Below are 20936 nucleotides of genomic sequence, written 5' to 3' on the forward strand. Positions count from 1 at the left end.
GTTTGTTGTTTTTAACTGTATTTTTTCCCCTCTTTGTGCTGGGCTATTTTCTTTTACCTGGGAAAATAAATATCAAGCATTTATATATTTTAGCTGCAAGTTTTATTTTTTATGCCTGGGGAGAGCCAAAATTTGTTTGGATAGTTTTCTTTACTACCATAGTGGATTATTTTTTAGTAAAGAAAATGAATTCCTATGATGATCCATTTAAGCGAAAATTATTTTTAGTATTTCCCATTCTCCTGAATGTAGGATTGTTAAGTTACTTTAAGTATTTCAATTTTTTTGTTGATTCCTTTAATCAGCTGGGAAGTATTTTTGATTTTCCTCTGATAAAAGTCAGTCAGATTGTATTACCCATTGGTATCTCATTTTTTACTTTTGAAAGCATCACCTACTCTGTGGATGTTTATAGGAGGGTTCATAAGCCACTTGATAAATTTTGGGAGTATCAGATGTACATTATTTTTTTTCCAAAGTTGATTGCCGGTCCAATAGTTAGGTATCACGAAATTTCAGAACAGATAAAAGACCATATTCATCATGATCATCTTCATAACAGGATGAATGGATTTATCCGATTTGTTATTGGGTTGGGCAAGAAAGTTTTAATTGCGAATGTGGTAGGCAGGCAGGCTGATCTAATTTTCGGATTAAGTCCTGAACAGTTGACCACACCAATTTCCTGGCTTGGGGCTTTGGCTTATACGGTACAGATTTATTTTGATTTTTCAGGTTACTCAGATATGGCCATTGGCATTTCCCGTATGTTGGGATTTAAGCTTCCGGAGAATTTTAATCATCCTTATGTATCAAAAAGCGTGACTGAGTTCTGGAAGCGCTGGCACATCACATTGGGCAACTGGATGCGCAATTATCTATACATTCCGTTAGGAGGTAACCGTGCCACTAAGGAGCGAGTGTTGTTTAATTTATTCCTGGTTTTTATTTTATCCGGTTTCTGGCATGGTGCCGGCTGGAATTTTATCGTGTGGGGCATGTATTATGGATTGTTTTTGGTCGGAGAGCGGATTTTGATTAAAAAAGGTAATTTGGATGGTGACGGAATGAGAAGTTACATAGGGATGTTGTACACCTTTATGGTGGTAGTGATTGGGTGGGTATTTTTCCGATTGGAAGATCTGCCTTTGGCATTTAAGTATATCCATAAAATGTTTTCATTTGATTTTAGCCATGACTATGTTTTTGTATTTCAGGAAGACTTCTTCTTTTTTCTGGTGGCTGGACTGTTGCTGTCATTTTCAACATTGAATTCCCGGATCGATAGATTCCAGCATAAAATATTTGAAGTTGGATTGTACAGGAATGAATTGTACCTGTTTGTTTTATTGGGTATTGCCATTTATTTTATTTGTTTGATTTCATTAAGTGGAGGTTTGTATAATCCATTTATTTATTTTAAATTTTAGATGGTGAAGCCTACGCAATCTAATCAACAAAAGAAGTCAGACACTTCAATCGGTCAATGGAATTTCACACCTGATCGGCAAGGTAGTTTTGATAATTATGCATGGTTGGGAATACTGTTGTTCTTGGCACTTATATTTCTGTTGCCATTGAAAGGAGATCGATTGAAACAGGATTTAACTTTTTCATTCGACCATATTTATTCCGGCTTGTTTCAGGTTCAAACAGAAAACAGTTTACTGGAAAGACCATTTTTTAAACAGTTAAAAAAGCTAAAGAATAAAATTGAATACAGTTTTTTCAAAAAGGTGAACATCGATGATTCATTCAGCGGAAAGAATGGATATGTTTTTGGAACGCAGATGACCAAGTCAATATTTGGGGATGATTATTGTGGAGAAGCGTTCATTTATGATCAGGTTTATAAGGCAGCTTTTGTTCAAGAGAGGTTAAAGCAATCAGGTGTTGAGCTACTTTTTATTTTTGCCCCTGCCAAGGGTTCAGTATATCCGGAAATGTTGCCCGATTATATACTCAAGACAAAACATAAGAAAACAAATTATGAGACTTATATTTCAGAGGGAAATAGGTTAAAATTGAATATGATTGACTTTGTTCAGTATTTTAAAATTCTGAAAAGTCAAACACCGTATCCACTTTTTTCCAAGTATGGTTCACACTGGAGTTTTTATGGAGAATGCATAGTGATTGATTCAACGATCAAAAGATTAGAGCAGTTGATGAGGGTTAATTTACCTGATTTTAAATATTCTGATATCAGGCTTTTGGATACGGTATTGTACAGGGATGCAGATATTTTTCAAAAAATGGAATTGGAGGTTCCCGGGGGAAATTTATTGGCTTATCCGGATAAAATATTTTTTGAGCATGATCAAAATACTCAGTCGCAAAAGGTTTTGGGGATTGGAGACAGTTATTATGATGCATTTAATTATACTGGGGTCATGCACGAGGTCTTTCAAGATGGAAAGCAATGGTATTATTACAACAGTATCTTACCAAAAGATGTACAAAATCCTGAAGTTTGGGAATTGGATCTCAGGAAAGAAATATTAAGCCATAGAGCGATATTGGTACTTTGCAACGAGTTAAACCTTACCTTACTGGGAAGTGGCTTTATAAATGAGGCTTATGAATTGTTCAGCAATCCGGATCAATATTATTTTTATAAAAAAGACAGAGATAGGATAAATTTCTTTAAAAAAGAAATTCGTCGCAACAAGGGTGTATTGGATTTAGTGGTTTCTGAATCCCAGCGAAGGCGAATGACTGTTGATTCATTGATTACTGAAATTAGTTTGAAAAAGCTCGCCAAAGAAAAAATTGATCGTTAATTGTATAAGAGTCTCCTGTTCTCAATGAATAGATAAAAATAATGTTCAAAGGTCTTCCTGTTACATATTAATTTAGCGGACATACATTTCGTTGTATTTTAAATAAGGATCCATGAAAATTTTAAGCGCATTTCAAATATTAGCTTCCATAGTTTTCGGCGGAATGATTCTTCATTTCGCTGAGTCATTTTTGATTCCATGGGCTTATGCTTTTCTTATTGCCATTGTTTTATTTCCTATTTGCCAATTTTTTGAATCTAAAGGGTTTGGAAAAATTTTCTCCATAGTTTTACCGCTGTTTATATTATTCATATTATTTGGAATTCTGGTAATGTTTCTAAGTTATGAGTTGGTCATGTTAAGTGACAAGTGGCCCATGATTCAGGAAAAGATGGATCCCCTACTTAATCAGTTTCAGCAGCAATTGGAGCGTGAATTTGGCTGGACAGTGGAAAAGCAGATTAGTTGGGTGAGAGAATATTTAATTCAATTGAGCCAAAACACCGGCGCATATTTAAAGGAAACTGCGAATACTATTTTTTCAGCGTTGTTCAACCTCATTATAATTCCCATTTATGTATCGTTGATTTTAATTTACAGGAGGGGACTGGTAGAATTTGTATTGGAAGTTTCTCCGGAGCGTTATCGTTTGAAAATGCAGGAAGTGATACAGGATACCGTTAAAGTTTTTTCAAGTTTTATCAGAGGGATGATTACTGTTTATATAGCGGTGGGAATTTTAAATTCATTTGGGTTGTGGATGATCGGAGTTGAGAATCCTTTTTTATATGGAATGGTGACAGCGATCATGACCATTATTCCATATTTTGGAATCATCGTCAGTGCTCTATTGCCCATCACGGTAACCTGGTTGGAAACCGGAGCCTTTTGGCAACCACTCGGAATAATTACGGTGTTTACTGTAGTCCAATATTTAGAGGCAAATTTAATTTTTCCCTATGTGGTAGGACGTTTTGTGAATCTCAATACCCTGGTTGCCATTGTGGCTATTTTTCTTGGTGCACTTTTTTGGGGCTTTTCCGGCATGATTCTTTTTTTACCGTATATCGCGGTATTCCGATTATTTGCAGATCACTTTCAGGAGTTGAAGCCTTGGAGTAAATTGCTTAGCTGGTAAGTGCGATGGGCAAATTGGCCCTTAGCTTTCTCTGGAGATTTTTGCCTTAGTCAATTGTTATTAGACTATCATTCATTGCTTTTAAAGAACTTAACTTGCAATGGTACATGAAGTATAATAAAAAATATTGAAAAAAAAATCCAAGAAAAGTTAAAAGATTTTATATTTGAACTGTGAGAGTTGCATGATTCGTGCAGATTGTTGGAGATTTTGAAGTTGAGTTAAGCTTTGTGCAGGAGGTTCCCAAGACCAATTATCCTGATTTCCGGTGCTACCTTAAGTAATTAATCTATTTATTGACTATAAATTCTTTCCGTTATGATGAAAGTACTGAAATGGATATTTATCCTTGTTATAGGTGTGGTAGTGCTGACCCTGCTTGCCTCCTGGATTCTCGCAAAAAAATTCAACAGCGAGTTTGAAAAAACCTATTCTTTTACCCCTTCCCAAATTGCAATTCCGACAGATTCAGCTTCCATTGAGAGAGGGAGAGTACTTTCTGTCGGATGCAGAACATGCCATGATGTTGATTTAGCCGGCAAAGTGTTTTTTGATGATCCAAATATTGGTTCATTGCCTTCTTCCAATCTAACCCGCGCGAAAGGGTCAGAGACAGAGGGATATACCAGTGAAGACTTTGTAAGAGCCCTCAGGCATGGTTTAAATAAGTCAGGTCACGCGCTCATGGTAATGCCCTCGAAAAGTATCGGAAAGTTAAGTGATCAGGATTTGGGATGTCTGGTCGCTTTCTTAAACTCGCTGCAACCCATAGATAGAACTTTTGCCAAACGTCAGTTTACTTATATGTCTCAGGCAATGGCTGGCGCAGGGATGTTTGGGAATTTGTTTGATTACAAAGTGATTGATCACGATAAAGTAAAAAATGTAACAGCACCACCCATTAGCAATAGCAAAGAATATGGAGCTTATGTAGCAGGTTATGAAGGATGTATGGATTGTCACGGAAAGAATTTTGGGGGAGGTGTCTCACCAGATCCCGTTTCTCCTCCTGTTCCGGATATTTCAAAAAGTGGTAAGGCAGCCAACTGGACTTTGCAACAATTTACCCAAACATTTAGGACAGGAACAACACCTGAGGGAAAATCTCTTAATGGGCAATTTATGCCCTTTGCCGGTCTGGGTGCTTTGAGTGATGTTGAAATCGAATCTGTGTATAATTATATCCAGTCCTTTCCTCCTGCCAATAAATGAAGTCCAATTCTCACTTCGTGATTTTATACTATTTAATTGAATCCATCGGCATGAACCATTTATGTTTTCTAAATTAGATTGGACCAATATAGAATACGATAATGGGTTTAAAAAAATTAAATTTAATTATGAAAGAATACAAATTGAAAATTGTAATGTAATTTTTTAAGAAATTATATTTTTCAAATTATTTTAAATTGATTGAGTGCAGAAATGTTTTTTTCTTCTGTGAATATTATTTATGGTTTGATCAAAGCAGCAGAGCTGACTAGATTTATGTATTTTAATTAGCAAAATTCAGATGTATTGATGAAATGCCTACTTAATAATATCTATTTATTGTCATCAGTTTTATGCTGAATTTTGTGCTCGATGTTAAAAATACAAATTAGGTATTTAATTTTAATATACGCTCTGTATAAGTTATCCAATGTAAAGTAGATTAGGGTAGGAGTCTTCTTTTACTTTACTTAGTGTGCTTTACACCGTGTAATAAAGTTATGTACGCATTGTGTTTGATGAAAAATGTTCAGAGGTAATTATACATAGCCTCTGATTTTAAATTGAATGTCAGAATTATTACAAGAGAATTAACAATTATAGTTCATTACCGTTTTTACTTTGGAAGATAATTTATAATTGTTCAAGTTTATTAACATGAATTAGCCAGAGAAAATAATACGAGAATGCGCACTCATTAAAATTATTATTTCTATTGCATCATTGCATCTACAATCGCAGTTCTAAAATCAAAAAATACTTGTTGCAATTTACTTTCCGCATCTGTACCATAATTGATCATGAAAGAAAGTGTCATGTCTTGATTTGGAAAATAAAAAACATCCGCTGTGTAGCCAAGATCTCTGCCGGAATGTCCATAAGCGAACTGATCCGGAGCTCGTTCGGTAAAACTTTTCATTACACCAAGACCCAAAAGTCTGTCTTTGTTTTCCTCTTTACGTCCGAAGGTAAGCATTGCATTGAGGGAGCTTGGTTGCAGTATCACTTTATCTCTGAACAAGAGCTCTGTAAATTTTAACAGATCTATTGGTGTACTGTAAAGGCCTCCATAGCCATTGCCGCTACCGGTATTGTAATTGGTCAAGTTGACAATGGTTCCATTGTTGTAAAGATCAAAATAGCCCTGTGCGACTGTATGTGTGGGAGGGATGTCGTGCCAGTAGTAATAAGTGTCATCCAAATGATTGGGATTTAGAAGGCGTTCTTTGATTAATTCTGAATGTTGTCTGCCGGTGGCTGATTCAATAACCATGGCCATGAGAAGGGTATTGGTATTGGAATATTTCACCGAGTCACCTGGAGGAAATACAGCATCGTCGCCTCTTACAAAATCCAGTAATTCTTCTTCTTCCCAAAATTTATCAGGCTGATTTAATACAGCTAAATAAAAAGCCTGATCTTTTATCACATCAGCAATTCCTGTAGCATGACCCAGGCAAGTTCTGATGGTGGCCTCCTTTGCATTTTTAATATTTTTAAGTTGTTTGTCGGAGAGCCATTTACTAATAGGATCATCCAAAGTCAACACGCTGTCTTCGACCAGCAGATGAATCATGGTTCCTACCAACATTTTTGTAATGCTGGCGGCTTTCGAAATGTGGCAAGGTTCAAATGGAATTCCTTTGTCTATATCGGCCATCCCCGAACCTCCCAGCCAAAGACCATTTTTATCCCTGATTGCAATGGCTATGCCGGGCATTCCTTTTTTGACATATTTATCCAGAACGGTTTGATAAAGGCTTGCCTTTGGATGAAGTGCAGAACTGTCTCCTCCGGGAAGATTGCAATTATTGGTATAAGGTATTTTATCTTCCTTTTGACAAGACATCCAGAAAAATGTACAGAGCAAGTAAATCAGTAAATAATTTCTATTTGTCTTCATGGATCATTTTTTTAAAAAGGATAAAAAATTAGAAGCGACTCCGAGATGAAGTAAATTGTAAGGAAGAATGGTTACGTAATTTTTTACAAAGGGAGTCTGTACCATAAATTGGTAATCCATAAATATTCTCAGCGGATGTGCACTTGAGGGATTGAATGTATAGGAAGGGCAAAGACTTAGTGCTATCATTGCCTGAGGTCTTCCTATGCCTTTTCCGTTTTGGTAATTTCCGCTGTCGTCAATCTTAAAAACCTGAAGATCCGGGATGGAATGAAGATAGCCAACGGCCAATCTGGACTCGAGACTAAAATGTTTTGCAGCCATCCATCTTCTGTATCCGAGTTCTCCAAATAACTGAATGGCATATTGTGAGTTGCGGTGATAGAAATATCCTAACTTGGTCGTATACAGAAATTGACTATTACCTTTATTTTTTAAGATAAACTCGGCCCCCAAATTAAATCCAGGATGCACGACTGTGGAGCTGATAAAAAGATCTCCACCTCCCGGAAGCATGGTGTTGGCATTGAAGATCGAAAATACAATGTCAGGCAAAGTCCTTGAGGACTGAGCTTCTATTCTGAATGAAATCAAAGTAAAAAGCAGAATAAACTTACAGATTGGCTGATTGATTTTTTTCATAGGGAAATCATTATATCCAAAAGTAATCAAATTTTCCAACTTTTTCCATTCAATTGTCATTCCAGAAGTAATATAAATAGTTCTACCAAATAAATTTAAGGTCAGATTCAATTAAGTTTACTTCTTCTTCGAATTTGATTATCATAGTGGTTTGGAATTCCATAAAAGAATACCAACAATGTCCGGATTGAATTAAATATTTAGATAATTTTTGGTGGTCTTAATGTATAACTACCTAAAATTTGAAATGTTTACATCAGAAATGTAATATATTCACTTTGATCCTTTCAAATTTAGCCTAATTCAAGAAGATGGGTTAAATATAAATGGCTGGTACAATGAGAAAATGTAAACCTGCAAATCAATACGTGAAAACCGATTCATACTCAGCCAATGATTTATACCGGAAGTTGTCTTATGAATAAATTTAAAATGAAAACGAAAAAATTATCCTAATATTAACGTAAATAGTTGAATGAAAAATGTCAATAACCTTTTTCAATGCACTACCCTAGGAACTAATTTTTTACGCATCAGTTGTTTTAGAATTAAAATAAAAATAAGTACAAAAACAATTCCAACAATGGCCTCGATGATGAGCATGTATTTGCTGTTGAATTTATCATGTGCCCAACCATTGATGGCCGTCATGTAAACTACCGGTAAATTTCCCAAGGAAGCCAGCAATGAAAATCTGGTGGCAATGTGTTTTTTGCCAATGGCGTACAAAATCACATAAGTAAAAGCTGCATAAATGGCTCCCATGGTAAAGGCATAGATTAACACACCGCCTATATATACAGCGGGCTCCATAGGCAATAATGCCATGATAAAAGTAACCAAAGCACATACTGCACCACTTCCTAAATATGAAATCCAAACACCCCATTTGTCAGCTACAAATCCTCCTGCCACACAACCCAGGGCACTGATCAGTCCACTCAGTACTCCGGTCACCAGAACCACCGTGTCTGCTTCGGTTTTCCAATCTTCTGCAATGGCTGACCATAAATTAGCTGCTGCACCGGTTCCAATGGGCATGATAATTAAAATAATTACAAAGAGGGCAATGGGAATTTTAATCATTTCGAGAATACCCGTACTCATTTCTTTAATCTCATGGAGTATGGTTTTTTCTTTATCATGAGTAATGTCTTTGATCAAGAGTATGACCATTCCAAATACAATTGATGCGGTACACAATACAATACCGGAAAAGCCTACGTTGTAGTGTGTGGCCAACCATAGACCAAGTCCGCCGCCAAAACCTGTCCCCGCTAAACTGCCAGCCTGATACCAACCTGAAGCCTTTCCTTTATTTTTTTCATCTATAGTTTTAGCCATGAACCCATTGATGGGTAATAGAATGAGCGTTGCTGCTACCTGGGATATGAACACTATGAGTGTGAGTAAGGGCGCTCCATTTACCGTAAATGGAGTGAAGCAAAGTAAAAGTAAGCTCAGGATGGTGGAAAGCAAGCCTATGTAAAACCATTTTCTCAAACTAAAAGAAAGATCCACCACAGGGCCCCATAGAAATCTCCAAAGGTTAGCGGATGTGCCTATGGCTACAATTCCCGCGGTTATGGATACAGGAAAGCCATTTTGAGTGAGTAAGAATGGAAGGACCACAGTTACAAAGCCACCGCTTATTCCGGATGGAAGCATCAGAAAAAATATATAGATTGGTTTTGTAGGGTGTGCTTCAACTACATCCATCGGTATCGGTTTAAAATTGTGTTGAATTGATTTTTCAGTTGGTACTTTATTTTGGTTGTTCCTACAAGTATATTTTATCCAACTTGATCATCATATTTTCTTATTGATCTGAAAATGTGCCACGAATAATTTTTAATACACTCTTCATTATCAATTTCAAAATTAAATCAGCTGATAGTATCTAATCCTCTTTTGTGATTTCAAGTATAACATTTCCAACTTTTTGTCCGCTTTCTACATATTTGTATGCTTCAACAATTTGATCCAACTGGTAGGTTCGGTCTATCAAGGGTTTATATGAACCAATCTCAATTAATTCTTTTAGAAAGATCAAATCTTTTTTGTGTATGGTTGGAATAGGGAATAATACTTTTTTACCATTGCGGAGCGGTGTGGTGAGTGCTAAAAAAATATTTTCTGCATTTTTTCCCAACTCAGTTGAAATGTAAATCCCTTTTTCTGTTAGAAGAGGTTTGCATTGTCCAAATGAAATTTTACCAACCGCGTCAAAAATAAAATGAAATTTATTTTCCGTTTTGGTATAATCTTCGGTCTGATAATCAACAACGGTATCTGCACCAAGTGATTTCACCAAATCCACATTTTTGGTATTGCATACAGCGGTCACTTTTATTCCGAAGTGTTTTAAGAGTTGTACAGCCGCAGAGCCTATGGCACCTGTTGCGCCATAAACCAGGGCGTTTTGTCCTTTTTCTATTTTGGATGCACGGATATTGTTCAATGCATAATGAGCTCCTTCTGTGATGGGCGCTCCTTCCGCAAAACTCAAATTCCCGGGCAAAAATGTGATGGCATCATTTTCTCCAATCGTCAAAAATTCTCCGTGTCCTCCCCAGGTTTTGTCATTGTAACCAAAAACTTTATCACCTTTTTTAAATATCGTTACATTTTTTCCAACTTCCTCAACCACACCTGCAAATTCACAGCCCAAAATTGGTTGATTTGGCCGAAGGAGTCCACTCCAAAAACGCGAAATAAAATATTCTGCACTTCGAAAACCGGCATCTGTCCGAGTGACTGTCGAGGCATATACTTTAACCAAAACTTCCTGGTCATTTGGCACTGGTTTAGAAACTTCCCTTATGCTTACTACTTCAGGGGGACCATAAACGGTATGAACTGCTGCTTTCATAAAGAAATTATTTTAAGATTCATGGATGGTAACAAGATTAGAACGATAATTTGCAGACTGGCTTATAAAAGTGGACAGAAAGTTAAGTTAAAAAACAGAATCCAAAGAAATTAATTAGGTATTCATTGGACACAATGAACATGCAATATACAGAGGATTAAATTGCGAAGTATTCTTTATAGAAAGTAACATAAAATAGATGAAAAATAATTGTTAAAATAATTTTAATTTTGAATGGGATTACCATATATGGTTCAGTTAGTTTGGTAATTCTTAATAAATTTACTACCTTATCAAAGTAACATCCCCCTTAATTAAAAATCTTTGCCCTGCCGCATTTTCCCAATTAATTAAATAAATATATACATTAGGTAGACATGGATGGTTATTGACCATCCCATCCCAACCATTACAATTGGATCCCATACCATTAGGATATGATTTACAGGAGTAGACTTGTTGACCCCATCTCTCGAACAATTGTATAGAAATTATTTTACTTCTGGAATCTGAGAATGTTATATTCCAAGTGTCATTTTTGGAATCTGCATTCGGTGAGAATATATTTGGAATATATATTTCGGAAGTTTGATTCTTGACACGAATAAATATAGAATCTATTGCTGTACACCCATTACCATCACTTACTTCAAGATAGTAGGTTCCATCATGAATAGCCGTTATTTCTGGATTTTGACATTCAGTGCAAGATAAATATTCTGATGGGAACCATCTGAATCTATTCACATTCATAGCATGTAAACCACTTAATGTATGAGTGCCTCCATAAATTAGTTCTAATGTATCATCAAGGTCTACATAAATATCTTCGTATGGAATGACTTTATAATGGATTAATGAATCGCATGAATGTATATTCGATTTATGAACAGTGAATTCGCTTGCTGTAGTATACCATAATTGCTCAATCTGGACCGAGTCTCCAATACAGTAATAGAATGTAATCGTTGTGGGTTCAGGAATAGGATAGAGGTGTATTTCTGTCATATGGAATGAATCACAACCATATTGATTATTGAAATGAGTTATTATGATGGTTGAGTCATGATACCAAATATTATCAATCTGAATAGAATCCCCATTACAGATGTTATGTATAGTACGTGAAGCTGGAGAGATAGGATAATTAATGATGTTAATACTTACAATAGAATCACAACCATATTGACTCGAATATTTGCTCAGAAATGAAGTATCATGCAAATAATAAGTTCCTTGGTAGAATACCGAATCCTTGATACACTTGTTCAAGTTTAAGGTCTCATGAAATGATGGAAATACGGCTACATTATAAACATAAATAGAATCACATCCTTCTTGGTTATTCCAAATAATAGTATCACTTTCATTTGAAGTTATCAATTTTCCTCCATTTGGAGTCAATATCCATACTGAATCTCCTTCACAGATCTTAAGGTTTGTTGTAAATGATTCAGACCGTTTAGTTTTTAATGAAATTAATGCAACAGAATCACATCCTAGTTGATTAGATGATAATATTCTTAGTTCATCATCTTGGTGATACCATTGATTCTGGATGTATACAGAGTCACCATGGCAGAATTCCAGTACTGTGTGACTACTGTCGATAGGAATCACACGAATTTTGACATTGATTAAAGTATCACAAGCGTCTGGATAAGTCAGATAGATCTTTAACAATGTATCTTTCTGAAGGTCAGTTATCGTTACTAATGGATTAGGCAGAACAATACCATTTATAAGATAGGAACTGGCATTCGTGTTAAATGCTATCGTAGATGAACTTCCCATACAAACTACAGTATCAGCTTGAGTAAGACTAAATTGATGCAAGCAGTGACATCTATTGACCTGAACCCTATGCGTATCAGATTTAAAACCACAACGAATCGGATATGCTGCTATGACTCTAAACACTCCAGTATCAGGAAACATCATAGCTAGACTGTCACCAGCTTGGTGGATGATCTGACCTCCATCTGGCAGCATCCATTCTGTCACATGAGGACAAGCCTCTTTCACAAGGAAATGAGCCAGACTATCCTTACATATTATTTTCTTTCCTTGAACTACAGCCCTATAAGGTCTATCTAAACCTACTGCAAAATTCGGTGCACTTAGACCTGACTTACCTCCCAGATAGAAGTCATTAAGCTTAAGTTCACAAGCCTGACCATACTCATTAGGCTGATGTATGACATGTAGTGTCTTAAAAAATTTCATGAATGTGGTTATATAGATTCTATCATCTCTGCCTAGAACGGGTCCTCCCACACCAAAACCCAATTGGTGAATTATTCTGTTAATTCGTTTTCTCACAACAGATGAATCAGGATCCAGAAGGTCCACTTGAAATATTACATCAAATGTATCTGCACTAGTAAGATAAACTTTGGAGTCATCGGCTGAAAAGGCAGCACCTGTAAGTTCTTTTCTATTTTTAGCTGTTGTAATCGTATCAAACAGGTCATACCCATTTGAAATAATTCCTGTACTAGGATTAAACTGATGTAATTCTACTTGGCTAGGAAGAACTGAACCTAATGTACATTCTATAATATATTCGCCCGAATTAGAAACACATAATTGTCCACGTTTTGTCAAAAAATGATCTATATTGTGTATCTTCCCTGAGATAGATACAACTTTTTGATTGAGCTGAATACCATTAGTGTCTAATAAGAATGAATAAAAGACTTCTGAGGCTGCGTTTTGACATATGATCCACCAATCACGTCCGTTACAATGTTTAACTACCAGTATTTGTTCTGAGCTGGAGTCTATGAGTACCTGTTCAGGGGTAACTACTTCACCAAATCCATTATCCTGGCTCATATCTATCTGGACATATCTTAATTTATAAGGAGGGGCATTTGTAGTTGGGTCTTGATCTGGGGTAAAAAAATAATATAAGGAATCACTACCAGGCTGGGGGACAATGGCGCACATGACAGAGGATCGATTTGAGAATCTGGGACACCCCGCCATGATCTGATGATTCCGATTATAGATGTAATCATTATCTGAGTAGAAGAGTAGATTGCCCAGTTTATCACAGATACTGGAGTGGCCTTCTCCTATACCTAACGCACTATAGAAAAATGAATCCGGCTGAGGTGTGCCAGATCGCCAATCAATGCCATGCGTACCCATATACCAGATCGAAGTCTCTAATCCAGTAGGACAAGTATCAGAGCTGATAATTATTTGATTGTTGAAAACTAATGGTGTGGGTGTTAATTCATATTTAAATCCATATACCTTAAATGGAAAAATTAGCAAAATGATTAGCGTGGCTAAGTTTAGTAATGCTAAAAAGTTCAATTTCATAAAGTAGACTTCCTCATAAAAGTGGACAGAAAGTTAAGTTAAAAAACAGAATCCAAAGAAATTAATTAGGTATTCATTGGACACAATTAACATGCAATATACAGAGGATTAAATTGCGAAGTATTCTTTATAGGAAAAGACATAAAATAGATGAAAAATAATTGTTAAAATATTTTATCAATTCAAAATAGATCCCGTTTAATCATATCAATCCATAGGTAAGGCTTAAAGATATTTTAAGCCGCATAAACGATCATCCCATTAATCGTATCTCGGAATTGTTGCCTTAATGTTGGAAGCAGGAAATCTCTTGAAGAGCAGAGGTATCACAATAATTTGTTCAGTAAAATTTAATCCATTCTTCCATCAAGCCAATGGATGATGTTCAGGAGTAACTGATGATTTTCCTGAGCATCCGGACTGTTCATACCAATTGGTCGTTTATTTGGTCCTGCAAGTTGGGCGGTAAACATAGCTGCTTCACCAAATACAACAATTTTTCCTTTACCATATTTTTTACAGGCACCCTGAGACCATCCTTCTATCGGGTATTGAGTGGTATTGCTGTTAAATACCCAGGCGGTATCAGGAAGCTTATTGACATACTGCTTGTCAAAAGTTAATATTGGAGTTGCGTCTGGAGGTATTTTAAAAGCCTGGCCGGTAAAGGTGGCAATTTGTGTAACCGTTTCAGAAGAGTCTCTTCCAAGGGTAATCGTATTTTTATGCAGAGTATGATGATTAAAACTGAAAAGAGAGCTACCGTTTGAGTTGGTGTCCAGTGCAAATCCGTTGGTAAATTCAAATCTGAAAGCAGCAGCAAGATCCTTTGATGCACCCGCCAGCGGCATGTGGTCAGCTATTAAAAACAGGCTGCCGCCCTCTTTTACCCATTGCTCAGTTTCCTTTATTTCAGACTCGGTAAATGCAGAAGGGTTGGGAACCACCCAACGATTTACATTGCTTTCGTGCAATGCATTCGAGATTACCAGAATTTTCCCTTTGTCTAATTCCGTTTTCAAAAAATTTCCTTTGTAGGGTATTACCCTATACCCATCCCTTTCCACCAAATTGGCGAATGGTTTAAAACGTCCTTCTTTTGTATGAAAGTTGTGGTGTCCTTCATCAATATAGATGATAGAGCCCTTCGAAGGTTCATATTCAGGATGACGAATCACCGGATTGAAATTCAAGTCCGCAACCTGCTGGGCATTCATCAAACAAGGTAATATTGCGATGCAGAATAGAATGTTTTTATTAAGCATGATTGTTGTTTTATTCGTTAGACTTAATTACTTCAAAAGTGAATCTTCTATTTTTCTTTTTGAGATAAAAATGAAAAGTTACTATAATTTGACAAATATTGCAGTTCAATTTTTATCTCTTGCTTTAGGATTTATTTTTGTGTCATTGGGCATCAGGCATCCTGGTTTTATAAATTGGAATTATTTTGGAATTTCATTGACTCACAATTTTAAGTATAAAGTGCTTTACTGGATTCAAAGTAAATGAATTTATATTAAATCTCCCTTGAAAATTTCCTTATGTTGGCGCAAGTCTGCGACTTGTGCGCTGGTAGTTATAATGGACCTAAGTTTACAACTATATTAGAATGCTATTCATTACCAAAATCTTTTGTTGGCACAAGTCTACGACTTGTGCCCTTGTTGATTGGTAGTTAGTTGGACAGAAACTCTATACGTACCGTATCTGGAGTTGTGTTACAAGGATACGAATTATCCATACTGAACAGATAGATGGACTGCATTTAAAGCAGGAAAAGTTAAGGCTTGGAAAGTTCTTTATTTACTTCTTTCAGTAACCAACTTCTTTCTATCACTTCGGTTTCATTTTTGAGTTTTTTAAGCAACTCTTTGCCGGTAAGAGATTTTTTTGAAGTGTGACCCAGTTTGTTGAGTTGAGTGGCATATTTGCAGAAATTGTTATAGTATTTTTTATGGTAGCCCAGTTTATCTAATTTATTAATGAATTTTTCCGTGGATTGTATTTGATTTATGAGCAGAGCGTCTTCTTTTAGTTCGTGGTAAATTTTTATCATTTCTATACGTGCATGAATCTCGATTAATGAGTCTTTATATCGATTAGAGTACAACAATATAAGTGCATCTCTTGTCAGACCTCTTTCTTTGAGTATTCTGGCGTGATTGAATTGGAAGATACTTTCTCTGTCATTTTTGTTAACAAATTCCTTGTACTGAAGAAGTTTTTCTTCTGCTTGTTCGAAGTTACCAAGCCGGATACACAGCGTAATAATATTTTTATAGGTTACTTGATTCATCACCCCATTATCCAGTAACCAATTGTCTTTTACTCCATCGTCATATAAATCCAATATTTTTGTAAGGAATATTTTATCATCCTTATTAATTTTTCTTATACAATAATTTAAAGCATGAGAATATAGTTCTTTTTTAGTTTCCAGATCCAGATAAATGGAAAGTGGCTTGAGTTGTGAAATAAAATTTTCGTAGTGGGCTGTATTTTCAGGATCCGTAAAAAGTTTGACGGCAACAAGATATAGATTAACTTCAGGAATGGAAGACCAGTCGGATTTCATAGTGTCTTGAATACTTAACTCTAATTCAGGAAAAGTATTCAGCTCAGAACCAAATTGTCTAAAGGATAAGTGTACCAGATACAATCTTAGTCTTTGTATGAATACGTGTATCTCAAAGTTTAATAGAACATCAGAAAAGTTAGAAGGATTATATCTGCTTTTCGTGGATTCATACCTCAGCTTTTCAAGTTCTAGTCTATAATTGTAATAATATTTATTTTCATTCCAGTTGGCGTGTGATAATAATTTTTCTTTCAACTGTTCAACTTGATTTTCAAATAAACGCTCCACTCTTCTTTTTCGGTAAAATTGTAATAAGTCCAGTTCAGCATCCCAGTCTGAAAAAATTATTTTATGATGAATAAACTGTTTTAATTCTTTTAGGAGATCAGAGAAAAGTAGCCTTACCCTGACATCTTTGTAGGCTTGGTCGGGATAAAGATCTTGATGGATCTTCATTTTTAGTTCTTCAGGGTCCTTTACTTTTGGCTTTGTTAGATGCGATAGACAGGCTAAAAGGGTATGATTACCCCCCCCGGACCGAAGGAATTTAAGAAAATTGGAAATTTCTTTTTCAGACAGTTGCTGTAAAAGTTCTAAAATTTGAATGTTTTTAAGCTTGTCGTGATACATTTATTAGTTTTAAAACATTGATAAACAGATAAATAAACTTTATTTAATTAAAAATTGCGCTACAAAATAGGAAATTTAGACCTATATTTACTTGACTATACTTCTACCTTTGTTTCGTTCTTAAAACAAGTGCTAAAATTTATTCCTATGAACAGAGTTATTATTTTTTGTATAATTTTCCTGCAAATACTCTTCAATGCTTCAGAATCCATAGCCCAGATAGATACATTTGGATTGAGATGCGACAATGCCCCGGTTTTTTCAATTGGTGAAATCAATGGATGGAGAGGAAGAAATCCGAACTTTTCGAATGCAAACGACGGACCTTCTCCCTTATGCCCATCAGGAGGTGCGGCGCATAATCTTGGTTGGTGGAGTTTTTATACACCCGGTGGCTTGCATCATTTTGAAATCGAGTTTGACAATTGTACGGTGAACGGTACCGGTGTACAATTTGGAATTTATACAGATTGTAGTTTTTCCGATAATGTAGTTTGTGATCCAATTTGTAGTGGACCCGGAAAGAAATCTTTTAGTGCAGTACTTGAGCCATTTAAATTATATTACTTATTTGTCGATGGTTGCTCAGGTGACGTATGTGATTTTATTATAAAAACGGATCAGCCCAAAGATTATTTAAATGCAACAGTATTTATTGATGCCAATGCTGATTGTATTTTTCAAAATACAGAATCGAAAGTGGATGTTCTGACCATTGTACATGAGTTTAAAGGAAAGAAGTATTTTTATCCATCTAATATTGGTAAAATTCCTCTTTATGAAAGAGATTCAGGAACCCATAAATTCTATATAAAGGAAATCTCATCTGCTGTTGCCAGTTGTGACCCAGAATATGTAGTTAATGTTGACTTTAAGCAGGCCATTCCGGATCTTAATATTGGAATTAAGAAAGAAGGAAATTGCGAACAACTTCAAACAGAAGTAATAACGGACAGATTAAGATTTTGCAACAATGTCGAATACACAGTTCATTATTCAAATATCAGTGCAGAAAATATTGACAATGCCTATATAGAAGTTACGATTCCGGAAGTTTTTACTTTTGTAACTTCCACCCTGACCCCAAGCAATATTAATTTACCGCTTATTCGATTTGATTTAGGAAATTTGAAAGGGTTGACTAAAGGAAGTTTTAAAATTTTATTGAAGACTCCATGTGAACCGCAATATCTTGGAAACACCTATTGTGTGGAGTCACATATATACCCTGACAATCCGTGTCCTAAAGCTGGGACTTGGGATAGAGGTAGTCTCAGCCTCAAAGGTGTATGCGATAAAACTAACGATCTTGTAAAATTTACAGTTACCAATGTGGGTCAAGGGGACATGGCGTTGGCTTCCGAATTTGCCATCATTGAAGATGAAATCATGCCTTTGCTAAGAGGTTCTGTTAAGTTGAAAATGAATGAGGAAAAAGTTTTTGATTATCCGGCTAATGGCAGAACCTACAGAATGTTACTTCAGCAACCATTGAATCATCCAGGCAATTCCCGACCTACCATATTTGTGGAAGGATGTGGCGTTAATCCAAACGGTGAGACCAGTAAAGGATTCGCAACTTCTTTTGCCAATGATGAAGACGATAAATTTAAATCAGTGGATTGTAAAGTATTAAGAGGATCTTTTGATCCGAATGATAAACTTTCAGAGCCAAAGGGTTTTGGAGCTCAACATTTTATCAACAATCAACCCATTGAATATACCATTAGGTTTCAGAACACAGGTAATGATTATGCGGAACGGGTTAGGGTGGTTGACAGACTTGACCAGGGATTGGATGTCAATTCATTTGAACTAATTGGAAACTCTCATCCCATGAATTATTCTATCCGGGATGGGGTTATAGAATTTGTTTTTGACAATATTAATTTACCCTATGCCGGAATAAATGAAATAGGATCCAATGGATATGTAAGTTTTAGAATTAATTTAAAATCTGATTTAAATGTAGGTGCTGTGGTAAAGAATCATGCAGAAATTTATTTTGATAAAAATCAACCTATCATAACCAACGAAACACATCATACCCTCTTCTGGGCTTTGTTGACGCAAGTTTATTCTTCAACGGATTATAGTTTTGCCAAGATGTATCCTAATCCGGCACAAAATGAATTAAAAATTGATTTACGAGATGTCGATCTTCCTATAAAGTTGGATCTCATTACTATAGATGGAACTGTAAGACATCAACAACTTATACAACATGCTCACATAAGTCTAGACCTTGAACAGCTCCAACTTAAAGATGGATTATATCTAATAAATTTACGGAATAAAAAAGGGGATGTCAGCATTCACAAATTGATCATAAAAAGGTAAGCTCAATAGAAATATTATGCTTTAGAAGATATTTGCTTACCAGCAAACGAATGATTTGCCTCTCTTAAAAATAGTTGTTTTACACCTCGGGATGCAGTTTACTTGCATCCTGAGGTGTTAATCGAAAATGCATCAACCCAATAAATCTATTAGGATTGAGTGAGGATAGGCAAAAATCAATGAAGCTGTACGGTCTGTTTGAATGGGAATTCTAATTCATAAATTGGGTTTAATCATTTCAATGAATTTAATTGAACCATTAGAAACAATTCTAAGCTGGCGGCTCGGAGTTTCTCTTTTTAAAAATCACCCACATGGTTCATTGGTAATTTACGGTAAACTGTATTGTTTTAACCATGCCCAATTCTTAACTGCTGCACCATCGGGATAAGAATGTCTCAATCCTTTTATCAAAGCAACGGTATAAACATTTAGTGGTTCATTTGGATTATTGGAAGTATAAGTAGCGGTTACAATTGAATTTTCATCTCCCGCTATAGTGAATTTTGGGTTCAGTCCAAAATAGTAAATATTAGTCTGGGAAAATTTATATAAATGTCCTAGTAAAAGTGTCGTGTTGGAATCTGTTAGCATAAAAGAAAGTGATGACATTGGTGCTGTTGGACCCGTACCTCCAGGACCATAATCTTCATTCCCTCTTTGAAAAAAAACAGGCAGCTTTCGCAGCGGAGTAGGCTGCTGTCCAAATAATGAAGCAGCACTTTCTACTATAGCCGCAAAAATATCACTCATTTCATAAGTGCATTTACTTGCCATTGCACCTCCGTTAGAAAAACCTACTAAATAAATTCTTTTATGGTCAATCTTAAATTTTGAATCCAGTTCCGTGATAATAGATTTAAAAAATTTTATATCATCTCTTAGTATTTCTCCAGCACAAGGTGTCCAACCTGCGGGTTGTGCATTCCACTTCTCCGTATTTGGTTTTTGTTGACCGTCCTCCACAATACAGTATTTCCAGGAGGATGGGAATACTGTTATTATATTTTCTACTTCACCTACCTCTTTCCAGCCAGAATCGGTATAAAAATCTTCTCCGTTGCCATTTGTTCCATGCAGCATAAAAACCACGGGAGTTCGAGACGAACTATTGTATCCCGCAGGAACATGTACAAAATATTCTCTATCGTCACCATTAACATTTACGGTAAACCGATTTTTCCCAATCGTATATTTAGGAGATTGAGGATTGCCGGTATTTTCTTTGGTACAAGAAGAAAAGAATACGATAAAACCAGAAGTAAAGAGTAGCATTAATTTTCTCATGTTTGATTTTTTTCGGTATCGAGTTACAAAGTTAAATATTTTCTATTAAAAGTTTATTGTGTCTTCTGTTGGCGCAAGTCATCGACTTGTGTCCTGGATATTATACTGAAGCTAAGTATATGACAATAATTGAATCCCAAGCATTTCCAAAATCTTCTGTTGGCGCAAGTCTGCGACTTGTGCCCTGGTAGTTAAACTGAACCTTAGAATAACAA

13 protein-coding genes are annotated in these 20936 nt (G+C 35.7%); 5 read left to right on the top strand and 8 right to left on the bottom strand.

Annotated elements, in window-relative coordinates:
• The first annotated feature begins 2 nt into the window (after positions 1–2).
• The 4 genes from IPJ53_04135 (at position 3) to IPJ53_04150 (ending at position 5133) form a co-directional block, all read left to right on the top strand.
• Positions 3–1430, top strand: a complete 1428-nt coding sequence (locus IPJ53_04135; protein ID MBK7798279.1) for an MBOAT family protein — start codon at positions 3–5, stop codon at positions 1428–1430.
• A gap of 3 nt (positions 1431–1433) precedes the next feature.
• Positions 1434–2783: a hypothetical protein gene (locus IPJ53_04140; GenBank protein MBK7798280.1), complete on the top strand. Its 1350-nt coding sequence runs from the start codon at positions 1434–1436 to the stop codon at positions 2781–2783.
• Positions 2784–2895: 112 nt separating this feature from the next.
• The gene (locus IPJ53_04145) at positions 2896–3921 is read left to right on the top strand and encodes an AI-2E family transporter (protein ID MBK7798281.1); all 1026 of its coding nucleotides are present in this window, start codon (positions 2896–2898) and stop codon (positions 3919–3921) included.
• Positions 3922–4239: 318 nt separating this feature from the next.
• Positions 4240–5133 (top strand): hypothetical protein, encoded by an 894-nt coding sequence (locus tag IPJ53_04150; protein MBK7798282.1) that lies wholly within the window; start codon positions 4240–4242, stop codon positions 5131–5133.
• A gap of 712 nt (positions 5134–5845) precedes the next feature.
• Here IPJ53_04150 and IPJ53_04155 read toward each other — a convergent pair.
• The 7 genes from IPJ53_04155 to IPJ53_04185 all read right to left on the bottom strand — a co-directional run bounded on the left by IPJ53_04155 (position 5846) and on the right by IPJ53_04185 (position 17094).
• Positions 5846–7036 (bottom strand): beta-lactamase family protein, encoded by a 1191-nt coding sequence (locus IPJ53_04155; GenBank protein MBK7798283.1) that lies wholly within the window; start codon positions 7034–7036, stop codon positions 5846–5848.
• A gap of 3 nt (positions 7037–7039) precedes the next feature.
• Complete coding sequence (locus IPJ53_04160; protein ID MBK7798284.1) at positions 7040–7678, bottom strand: hypothetical protein; 639 nt, start codon at positions 7676–7678, stop codon at positions 7040–7042.
• A gap of 498 nt (positions 7679–8176) precedes the next feature.
• Positions 8177–9397 carry an MFS transporter gene (locus tag IPJ53_04165; GenBank protein MBK7798285.1) on the bottom strand — a complete coding sequence of 407 codons (1221 nt, stop codon included), beginning with the start codon at positions 9395–9397 and terminating at the stop codon, positions 8177–8179.
• 181 nt (positions 9398–9578) lie between these two features.
• Positions 9579–10550, bottom strand: a complete 972-nt coding sequence (locus IPJ53_04170; protein MBK7798286.1) for an NAD(P)-dependent alcohol dehydrogenase — start codon at positions 10548–10550, stop codon at positions 9579–9581.
• Positions 10551–10835: 285 nt separating this feature from the next.
• On the bottom strand, positions 10836–13883 hold the full coding sequence (locus IPJ53_04175; GenBank protein ID MBK7798287.1) for a gliding motility-associated C-terminal domain-containing protein: 3048 nt from the start codon (positions 13881–13883) through the stop codon (positions 10836–10838).
• A gap of 350 nt (positions 13884–14233) precedes the next feature.
• Positions 14234–15148: a hypothetical protein gene (locus IPJ53_04180; GenBank protein MBK7798288.1), complete on the bottom strand. Its 915-nt coding sequence runs from the start codon at positions 15146–15148 to the stop codon at positions 14234–14236.
• A gap of 518 nt (positions 15149–15666) precedes the next feature.
• Positions 15667–17094, bottom strand: coding sequence for a hypothetical protein (locus tag IPJ53_04185; GenBank protein MBK7798289.1), 1428 nt, complete (start codon positions 17092–17094; stop codon positions 15667–15669).
• 147 nt (positions 17095–17241) lie between these two features.
• Between IPJ53_04185 and IPJ53_04190 the strand changes: the two genes are divergently transcribed.
• Positions 17242–19434 carry a T9SS type A sorting domain-containing protein gene (locus IPJ53_04190; GenBank protein ID MBK7798290.1) on the top strand — a complete coding sequence of 731 codons (2193 nt, stop codon included), beginning with the start codon at positions 17242–17244 and terminating at the stop codon, positions 19432–19434.
• Positions 19435–19764: 330 nt separating this feature from the next.
• Here the strand turns inward: IPJ53_04190 and IPJ53_04195 are convergent, their stop codons facing one another.
• Entirely contained in the window at positions 19765–20721 is a 957-nt protein-coding gene (locus tag IPJ53_04195) for a hypothetical protein (protein MBK7798291.1), read from the bottom strand.
• Positions 20722–20936: the final 215 nt, after the last annotated feature.

Origin of the sequence: Candidatus Vicinibacter affinis (assembly GCA_016714365.1) — a bacterium.
In the GTDB taxonomy this organism is placed as follows: domain Bacteria; phylum Bacteroidota; class Bacteroidia; order Chitinophagales; family Saprospiraceae; genus Vicinibacter; species Vicinibacter affinis.